Here is an 8890-nt window from a genome sequence, read left to right on the forward strand (position 1 = left end):
TACCGACTGCTGCAACAAGCCGTCAACACCGACCCCATAACCCTGACCGATCTCTACGAAATCTAACTGCACCCAAGCAGACATGCAGAACACATGTTCGAATACTCTTGGTCGATGACCCTCGCATTCCAGCAATCCCTCTTCGACGAGGTCGGCGCCGAGCCACAGCTTGAAAGGCTTGACGGTGCCGTGCGGCGCATCGTGCTCGACCACGGCGCTTGGGTCGATCTGAGACCCGGGTGGATGCTCAACTCCGACCTGCTCTTCGAGCGGCTTGCACAGCACGTGCCGTGGAAGGCGGATAGGCGGGAGATGTACGAGCGCGTCGTTGATGTGCCGCGGCTGGTGTCCTGGTTCGGACCGGAAGCTCCGCTGCCCGATCCGGTGCTGTCCCGAGCGAAGAGCGATCTGAATCGCTACTACCGACCGAGTAGCGAGCAGACTTTCGCGACAGCGGGTCTGTGCTTCTATCGCACGGGCGACGACAGCGTCGCCTGGCACGGCGACCGGGTGGGGCGCACGATCGACAGGGACACAATGGTCGCCATCCTGTCCGTCGGCGAGCCGCGCACCCTGTCACTACGCCCCGTAGGTGGTGGGGAGGTGCAGCGGTTTCCGCTCGGTCACGGCGACCTGATCGTGATGGGCGGCAGCTGCCAACGCACTCACGAGCACTCCATCCTCAAGACGAAGAAATCGGTCGGGCCGCGCATCAGCGTGCAATTCCGGCCTGTCTGGCCTAGGTAGTCTTCGCGGCCTTCCTCTGCGCGCTGTTCCGGGGCGGCAGCAGAGTGTTCGCCTCCTCCAGCGACATGCCATTCGTCTCGGGAACCACCCTGAACACGAAGAAGAACGACAGCAGCGCGAAGAGTGCGTACATGCCATAAGTGAAGACGAGCGAGAAATCGGCGAGCGGCGGGAAGCTGACGGTAATAAGGAAGTTAGCGATCCACTGCGCTGCGGCGGCCACACCAAGTGCACGAGCACGGATGCGGGTCGGGAAGATCTCGCCCAGCAGCACCCAGACGACCGGCCCCCATGACGCTCCGAAGCTCACCACGAACAGGTTGGCCGCGACGAGGGCTATCGGTCCCCACGCACCGGGCAGGCTCGGCGCGCCATTGACGATATCCGCCTGGCTGAAGGCCAAGGCCATCACCGCGAGTGAGATCGTCATCCCCGCTGACCCGAACAACAGGATCGGGCGCCTCCCCACCCTGTCGACGAGAGCGATCGCCACGAAAGTCACCACGATGTTGGTGATCGAGGTGATGACCGAGATCGTGAACGAGTCCTTCTCCTGAAAGCCGACAGCTTTCCACAGGGTCGTCGAATAGTAGAAGATCACGTTGATGCCGACGAATTGCTGAAACACCGACAGGATGATGCCGACCCAGACGATGGGTTTCAGGCCGAGGCGATTACCACGCAACGCGCCCTTCTGAGAGCCCTCCTCATCCACCTTGATCGCATCGCGCATGTCGCGGATGGCTCGCTCGACATCGTCGTCGGGCCAGATGCGAGCGAAGATAGCCCGCACATCGTCGTCGCGCTCCTTGAGTACCAGAAAGCGCGGAGACTCCGGAAGTGCGAAGGCGAGGAGTCCGTAGACGATGGCGGGAATCGCACCGGCGAGGAACATCCAGCGCCAGGCCGGGAGACCGAGCCAGAACTGGTCGCCCGCGCTCCCCGCTGCGTTGGCGAAGAGGGTGTCAGAGAGTAGGGCCGCGAATATTCCAACGGTGATAGCGAGCTGCTGAAGCGAAGCCAGCCGTCCGCGCAGCTGCCGCGGTGAGATCTCCGCGATATAGGCCGGAGCGATCACGGATGCGATACCGATTCCGAGACCACCCACCACCCGCCAGATGATGAGATCGACGACTCCGACACACAACCCCGCACCGATCGCGCTGGCAAGGAACAGGATCGCACCGACTACCATCGCCGGGATACGGCCCCAACGATCCGCGAGGCGACCGGCCAGGTAGGCGCCTACCGCGCATCCGAGCAGTGCGCTCGCGACGGCGAACCCGATGAGGGTCGCCGAGAGAGCAAAGTCGTTCTGCACGGCGTCGACAGCGCCGTTCACCACGGAGGAGTCGAATCCGAAGAGGAAGCCGCCGACGGCCCCCGCAACGGCGAGTCCGATCACTTTGATATTGGTACGGGGACTACTGGTGTCGGTCATCACGAGCCTTCTTCAGCTGTCGAACTTTTCATCACGCTACGCCCGGCCCTGACACATCCGAGGGCGTTCGGGCGAATGCCATCGTTGGCGACCTATCGCTTGAGTGCCTTCACCAGCCGCACCAGAGCCTTGCCCGCAACCCAGGTGAACGGGATGGAAACCGCAAGAAAGGCGATGACATTGGGCTGGAAACGCGGCCCTTCCGGACCACCCACATAAGCACCGATCGGGATGCTGGCCCCGCCACCTCCGCCTCCGCCCTTGTCGCTGTCGTCGCCACCCGCACCGAATCCGAACCAGGTCAGGGCGACCGGGATCAGTTCCACACCGTCCACCGTCACCGCGTCGCCGTAGCTCGCTTTCACCCCCAGCGACGAGACGGACTGGGCAATTTTCTCTACCAAACTCACCATGCAGCTGACCCTAGTCCGATGTCCGCGACGAATACAGGGCTTGCCGCGCGGTCAGGACCGCATGCACGAGGACGCTAAGGTTGGCGCCATACCAGGGAGCGGTAATGGGCAGATTGCTGTACGGCAGTCAGGGCATTGAAGTGCAGTTCGATGATCGAGCCCTTCAGCACCTGCAGATCGTGATCACAGCCAAACTGCGGCGGCATGAGAGCTTCACCTTCTCCTGGAGCGATTCGGCCGAGGTGGGCAGCGGTCGAAGCACCATCTGGCTCGATCCGAGCAGCACGCTGTACTACCGGTATTCAGGCAGCCGAACGCCGTCGATCAACCGCGACTGGATCAACTCCCTGATGCTCTCGGCAAATAGCGCGGGCGGATTGTTCTTCACCCCGGAACCCCACAGCGCCGAACAGGGTCCCTGATCGCGCACACACAGATTGCCGTCCCGGTCAAGGCGTTCCATTGTTTCCGAGGCCGGTCTACCGTGTCACCACTGCCGGGATCTCCAGCCGGTCATCCCCGAGGAAAGCCAGGAACAGTGTGCTGATCGCCGCAACGTCCGCCCCATGGACAGCACCGCTCACCGAATCCCAACATATTCTCACCCTGTATTTCCTCGTCATCGCAGGGCTTGCCCTCTTCGCCGGATTCGTCCGCACCTGGACGACGAGAAGCGAGGTCGGTTCACGCTTTCGCCCGGCTCTGGTTGCCCGGCTCTGCGTCACGGCCGTAGCGAGCCTCTCCTACGTGCTGCTCATCGTCGGATTCACCCTCGCCTACGATCACACGGGCTCGACCTGGGTTCCCAACGCCGGCGCAATCATGACCATGGCGCCGAGATTCATGGACTGGTCGGTCACCGTACCGCTACTCACCGTCGAACTGCTGGCGGTCTGCACGCTCTTCGGTGCCGGTGTGCGCAAGGCACAGTTCCTGGCGATGGCCGGCTCGTTCCTGATGATCTTCACCGGATTCCTCGGCACCTTCGTCTTCGGCGCCGACGGCGACGCCAGCCAGCTCTACCTCTGGGGCGCCATCAGCTCAGTATTCTGGATCTTCGTCAACGTGGTGCTGATCAGGGCGGTGAGGAAATCCCTGCCGGTGCTCACTCCTGAATCCGCGGGATTGCTGCGGGACGCGACCATCCTCCTGCTCTGTGGGTGGGTGATCTATCCATTGGTCTACATCATCCCGATCTTCGCTTTCGGCGGAGGGTGGACGACCACGATCCAGGTCACGCTCTGCGTCGCCGACGTACTGGTGAAGATCGGCTTCGGTGGGCTCATCCACCGAGTGGCCAAGTTGCGCACCGCTGAGGATGTTCGCGCGGGAGACGACGTGCATTCTGAGGCGATCTGGATCTCCTCCGTCAAACAGTCGGATGCCGGCCAGCCCCGCGAGATCTATCTCGCCGAGGGTGCGGCGGTGCATCCGAACCGCTGGAGGCCGCCCACCAGCTCCGCCTATGCGTCAGCCATTGCGGCCGAAGATGATTCATCGACACCGATCGATTCCGACGAGAACCTCGGCGAGCGCCGATCGCACTGACAAGAAAGTCGAATCCGCTCTTCCTATCCGCCAATCGATGGGTAAAGTAGACGGTGTCAACATATGGCGGAATTGCAGATATTCTGCTTTCCGCAGAAATATCCTCCGCGAACAAATCAGTCGTATCGGAATGTCGGTGGAATAAAGCACACTGGTAGCGCGCTGCACTGAACACCACTCCGTTCGTCCATGTGCACATTCGCATATCCCGGGCATCGAAGCCTTCTCATCCGGCTCGCGTATACGCGTGTCGGCGCCCCGTACCCAACCGCCTATTTTCGACGGGAAAATTGATGACCGACACAACTGTCTCCTCCACCGCCAACGACACGACCGACGACGCTGCAGCGCTGGGCGCGCGCAATCGCCTGGTGATCACACTGCTGCTGATCTCGGCCTTCGTCGTGATCCTGAACGAGACGATCATGGGTGTGGCGCTGCCGCGTCTGACAGTCGACCTCGGTATCACGCCGAGTTCCGCCCAGTGGCTCACTGCAGCCTTCATGCTCACCATGGCCGTCGTCATCCCGATCACCGGGTTCCTTCTGCAGCGGTTCAACACCCGACCGTTATTCATCGCGGCCATGAGCCTTTTCAGCCTCGGCACACTCGTCGCCGCTGTAGCCCCGGGTTTCGAGATCCTTCTGGTGGCGCGCGTCATTCAGGCGAGCGGCACGGCGATCATGTTTCCGCTGCTGATGACCACCGTGATGACGCTCGTACCCCCTGCCACCCGGGGTCGCATGATGGGCAACATCTCGATCGTGATCTCCGTCGCGCCCGCGATCGGTCCCACCATCTCCGGGCTGATCCTGAGCGTGCTCGACTGGCGCTGGATGTTCATCCTGGTGCTGCCGATAGCCGTCGCCGCGCTCATCGTCGGCGGATCTCTGATGAAAAACGTCACCGACCCACGACCGACGCGATTCGACGTGCTCTCGGTCATCCTCTCGGCCTTCGGTTTCGGCGGACTGGTCTATGGCCTGAGCAATGCGGGGACGGCGACCACCGCCTTCCAGGTCTGGCTGCCGCTCGGCGTCGGAGTGGCCGCGCTCGCGCTTTTCGTACTTCGTCAGGTGCAGTTGCAGCGTACGGAACGGGCCCTGCTCGACCTTCGCACCTTCAAGAATCGCACCTTCACGCTGTCGATCGCGATGTTCGCCGTCAGCATGATGGCCATGTTCGGCACGATCGTGCTGCTTCCCTTCTACCTGGTCAATGTTCTTGGAACGAAGGAACTGACCGTCGGGCTGCTGCTGCTCCCCGGAGGACTGATCATGGGTCTCCTCGCACCGTGGGTCGGGCGTGTCTACGACCGCGTGGGACCCACCGCCCTCCTCGTTGCGGGCTCGGTCATCGTCAGCGCCGATCTCTGGGCGATGACCATGTTGAACGAGCACAGTTCCATCTGGTGGGTGTTGGCCGCCCACATCGCGCTGAGCATCGGACTATCGCTGCTCTTCACCCCCCTATTCAGCGCAAGTCTGGGTTCCCTGCGCCCAGAGCTTTATTCTCACGGAAGCGCGATCGTCGGTACCGTCCAGCAGCTGGCCGGCGCGGCAGGCACTGCTCTCTTCATCACCGTGATGACGGCGCGGATCGCCACGCTCCAGGCTGAGGGCGAGAACATCGTCTCAGCCACTGCCTCCGGTATCCACAGCGCTTTCCTCTATGGTGCGGTGATCTCTCTGTTCGCGATTCCGGCGGCATTCATGATCCGCAAGGGTGTCACGACCGAAGCTCCGGAGGGTGCGCCGGTCGCTCACTGAGTGCTGGGCGGGGTGGCGCGGTGAGCCGCGCCACCCCGGCTCTGGATGCTCAGCCCGCGTGCATGGCCTTCACAGCGAGGTCCGTCATGCTTGCGACATCTGCTCGGGCACCCGCCCGCATCCACGGCTGGGAAGTCGCTTTTCGGATCGAGGCTCGCCATGAGCAACCCCACTCCCTCAGCCCCAGCTGTGACGTTCACCAAGACCGTGCCCGGTGGCAACCGCGCGAACCCGACGACGGAATACTCCGCACTGCTGCGGACAGTCCGAGACGCTGGCCTGCTGCGTCGCCGCACGGGTTTCTACGTGATGATGTTCAGTGCTGTCGTACTCGCCCTCGGCGGAGCGGTCACGGGATTCATCCTTCTCGGTGATACGTGGTACCAGTTGCTGATCGCCGGAGCCCTCGGCGTGATCCTCACCCAGTTCGCTTTCCTGGCACACGAAGCGTCCCACCGGCAGGTCTTCACCTCCGGCCGGGCCAACGACATCGCCGGCCGCACCATCGCCAACCTTTTCGTCGGCATCAGCTACTCATGGTGGATGACCAAGCACAGTCGTCATCACGCCAACCCGAACGTGATCGGCAAAGACCCCGACGTCGAGCGCGACTTCGTCTCCTTCGTCGAGAGCGACGCGGCCAAGGCCACCGGAATCTACGCGTGGGCGACCCGACGCCAGGGTTACCTGTTCTTCCCGATCCTGATGCTCGAGGGCATCAACCTGCACCGCCACGGTCTGCAGACGGTCTTCGGCCGCGGAAAGGTCGACAAGCGCTGGGTGGAGATCTCCATGATCTCGACCCGTCTCGCGGCGTACATCACCGCGATCTTCCTGTTCCTGCCGCTCGGCATGGGCTTCGCCTTCCTCGGGGTGCAGCTCGCCGTGTTCGGCGTCTACATGGGGGCGTCGTTCGCCCCCAACCACAAGGGGATGCCGGTACTCCCCCACGACAGCAAGGTCGACTTCCTGCGTCGCCAGGTGCTCACCTCGCGCAACGTCAAGGGCAGCTGGATCATGGACAGCTACATGGGCGGACTCAACTACCAGATCGAGCACCACCTCTTCCCGAACATGCCACGGCCGCACCTGGCCAAAGCGCAGGAGATCGTCAAGGAGTACTGCGACACGCACCGTATCCTCTACACCGAGACCACTCTTTCGGAGTCTTACGGCATCGTGGTGCGCTACCTGAACAGGGTCGGGCTGGCCGCGGGCGGCGATCCCTTCGACTGTCCGGCTGCGACCGCATTCGGTCGCTGACGACCCGCCACATTCGCCGGAAATAGACACGTTCCGAGACAGCTCTCACCGGCCGGCTCGACCGGGTCGGTGGTTCTGCAATGGTTACCTCGCGCGGGTGCTCGGTTTGTGACCTCATTGCGGTGAGGTCGACGCCGATCCGCCGACCCGATAGCTCGCGCCCTTGTGTTCCTCCGGCAGGCGGTCACCCCGACCGTGCAGCTTATTGCGCAGCGTGCCCTCGACGTAGGCGTCCGGGTAGACGCCACGTTCGCGCAGTATGGGAATCACATACTCGACCACGTCCTCGAAGGTGCCGGGGGTGATGGCGTAGGCCAGGTTGAAACCGTCCACGTCCGTCTCATCCACCCACTCCTGCAGGCGGTCGGCGATCTGCTCGCCCGAGCCGACGATCAACGGCCCGAGTCCGCCGATGGCACCGAGCCGGGCGATGTCGCGCACCTTCCACTCGTTGCCGTCCTCGTTTGCGGCCTGGAAGTTGGCCACCGCCGACTGGATCGCATTGCTCTTGACGTTGCCGATCGGCTCGTCGAGGTCGTACTGCGACAGGTCGATACCCATCCAACCCGACATGAAGACCAGCGCACCTTCCTCGCTCGCGTACTGCAGGAAGTCCTCGTGCTTGGCCTGCGCCTTCTCGGCGGTCTCGTCAGTGATGATGGTGAGCAGGGTGTAGATCTTGGCCGAGTAGCGATCCCGGCCAGCGGCTTCGAGAGCATCCCTGATCTTCTTCACCGTGTCTCTCAGCACTGCCTTGGTCGGGGCGGCGACGAAGATGGCCTCGGCGTTGCCCGCGGCGAAGGCGATACCGCGGGAGGAGGCGCCGGCCTGGTAGATCACCGGTGTGCGCTGGCTGGACGGCTCGGAGAGATGGATGCCGGGAACCGTGAAGTTCTTGCCGCTGTGCCCGATCTCGTGCACCTTGCTGGGGTCGGTGAAGACCCCGGACTCCCGGTCGTGGATGACCGCGTCGTCTTCCCACGAGCCCTCCCACAGCTTGTAGAGCACCTCGAGGTACTCGTCGGCCACGTCGTAGCGGTCATCGTGCTCGAGCTGGTCTTCGTGGCCCATGTTGCGGGCTGCACTCGGCAGGTAACCGGTGACGACGTTCCAGCCGACACGACCGTTGGTGAGGTGGTCGAGCGTCGACATGCGGCGCGCGAAGGGGTACGGATGCTCGTAGGCGGTGCCCGCGGTCACCCCGAACCCGAGGTTCTTCGTGACCGCTGCCATCGCGGAGATCAGTAACACCGGGTCGTTCACCGGAACCTGCGCGCCGTGCCTGATCGCCGCCTCGTTTGATCCGCCGTAGACATCGTAGGTGCCGAGCACATCGGCGATGAAGATGCCGTCGAAGGTGCCCTTCTCGAGCAGCTGGGCCAGCCCGGTCCAGTAGGTGAGATCTTTGTATCTCCATGACTGGTCGTCCGGGTGTCTCCACATGCCGGAGGACTGGTGAGCGACGCAGTTCATATCGAAGGCGTTGAAGCGAATTTGTCTGGCCATAGCTCCATGGTGGATGCCGCGGCCGCCAGTTGCACTCTCGGCCGACATATACGGTCATAGACGGCCGAAATGTGGACGAATGGGGTACAGACCGCTCATTTGTGGAAGTAAGGGATTGCGTCAATAGGTGGGGTGCGTCGTTGATGTAGGACAGGCACAAGCCCTGTTAAACACGGATTGTTCAAGATTCGCGTTGACTCAGG

General features: G+C 62.8%; 8 protein-coding genes. 5 read left to right on the plus strand and 3 right to left on the minus strand.

Features of this window, described 5'->3' with window-relative positions; all coding sequences use genetic code 11:
• Window positions 1-114 precede the first annotated feature (114 nt).
• Window positions 115-747 (plus strand): alpha-ketoglutarate-dependent dioxygenase AlkB, encoded by a 633-nt coding sequence (locus ABIB56_RS18140; RefSeq protein ID WP_354570628.1) that lies wholly within the window; start codon window positions 115-117, stop codon window positions 745-747.
• Here the strand turns inward: ABIB56_RS18140 and ABIB56_RS18145 are convergent.
• A complete protein-coding gene (locus ABIB56_RS18145) occupies window positions 740-2188 on the minus strand; it encodes a sugar porter family MFS transporter (RefSeq protein ID WP_354570629.1) in 1449 nt (482 codons plus the stop codon). The two genes, ABIB56_RS18140 and ABIB56_RS18145, sit on opposite strands and share 8 nt — an antisense overlap.
• A gap of 92 nt (window positions 2189-2280) precedes the next feature.
• Window positions 2281-2601: a hypothetical protein gene (locus ABIB56_RS18150; RefSeq protein WP_354570630.1), complete on the minus strand. Its 321-nt coding sequence runs from the start codon at window positions 2599-2601 to the stop codon at window positions 2281-2283.
• Between the two features lie 104 nt (window positions 2602-2705).
• Between ABIB56_RS18150 and ABIB56_RS18155 the strand changes: the two genes are divergently transcribed.
• The 4 genes from ABIB56_RS18155 (at window position 2706) to ABIB56_RS18170 (ending at window position 7181) form a co-directional block, all read left to right on the plus strand.
• A complete protein-coding gene (locus tag ABIB56_RS18155; protein ID WP_354570631.1) occupies window positions 2706-3023 on the plus strand; it encodes a DUF7882 family protein in 318 nt (105 codons plus the stop codon).
• A 40-nt stretch (window positions 3024-3063) separates the two neighbouring features.
• A complete protein-coding gene (locus ABIB56_RS18160) occupies window positions 3064-4149 on the plus strand; it encodes a bacteriorhodopsin (RefSeq protein WP_354570632.1) in 1086 nt (361 codons plus the stop codon).
• A 293-nt stretch (window positions 4150-4442) separates the two neighbouring features.
• Window positions 4443-5918 carry an MDR family MFS transporter gene (locus ABIB56_RS18165; protein ID WP_354570633.1) on the plus strand — a complete coding sequence of 492 codons (1476 nt, stop codon included), beginning with the start codon at window positions 4443-4445 and terminating at the stop codon, window positions 5916-5918.
• Between the two features lie 159 nt (window positions 5919-6077).
• Window positions 6078-7181 (plus strand): fatty acid desaturase family protein, encoded by a 1104-nt coding sequence (locus ABIB56_RS18170; RefSeq protein ID WP_354570634.1) that lies wholly within the window; start codon window positions 6078-6080, stop codon window positions 7179-7181.
• Between the two features lie 114 nt (window positions 7182-7295).
• Here the strand turns inward: ABIB56_RS18170 and ABIB56_RS18175 are convergent, their stop codons facing one another.
• The gene (locus ABIB56_RS18175; RefSeq protein ID WP_354570635.1) at window positions 7296-8687 is read right to left on the minus strand and encodes an LLM class flavin-dependent oxidoreductase; all 1392 of its coding nucleotides are present in this window, start codon (window positions 8685-8687) and stop codon (window positions 7296-7298) included.
• Window positions 8688-8890 lie beyond the last annotated feature (203 nt).

Source organism: Glaciihabitans sp. UYNi722 (assembly GCF_040549465.1).
Classification (GTDB): Bacteria; Actinomycetota; Actinomycetes; order Actinomycetales; family Microbacteriaceae; genus Lacisediminihabitans.

Coding starts and splice junctions, on each gene's coding strand:
- ABIB56_RS18165 (WP_354570633.1), top strand. CDS start 4,443: ATGACCGACACAACTGTCTCCTCCACCGCCAACGACACGACCGACGAC.
- ABIB56_RS18155 (WP_354570631.1), top strand. CDS start 2,706: ATGGGCAGATTGCTGTACGGCAGTCAGGGCATTGAAGTGCAGTTCGAT.
- ABIB56_RS18140 (WP_354570628.1), top strand. CDS start 115: ATGACCCTCGCATTCCAGCAATCCCTCTTCGACGAGGTCGGCGCCGAG.
- ABIB56_RS18150 (WP_354570630.1), bottom strand. CDS start 2,601: ATGGTGAGTTTGGTAGAGAAAATTGCCCAGTCCGTCTCGTCGCTGGGG.
- ABIB56_RS18170 (WP_354570634.1), top strand. CDS start 6,078: ATGAGCAACCCCACTCCCTCAGCCCCAGCTGTGACGTTCACCAAGACC.
- ABIB56_RS18145 (WP_354570629.1), bottom strand. CDS start 2,188: ATGACCGACACCAGTAGTCCCCGTACCAATATCAAAGTGATCGGACTC.
- ABIB56_RS18175 (WP_354570635.1), bottom strand. CDS start 8,687: ATGGCCAGACAAATTCGCTTCAACGCCTTCGATATGAACTGCGTCGCT.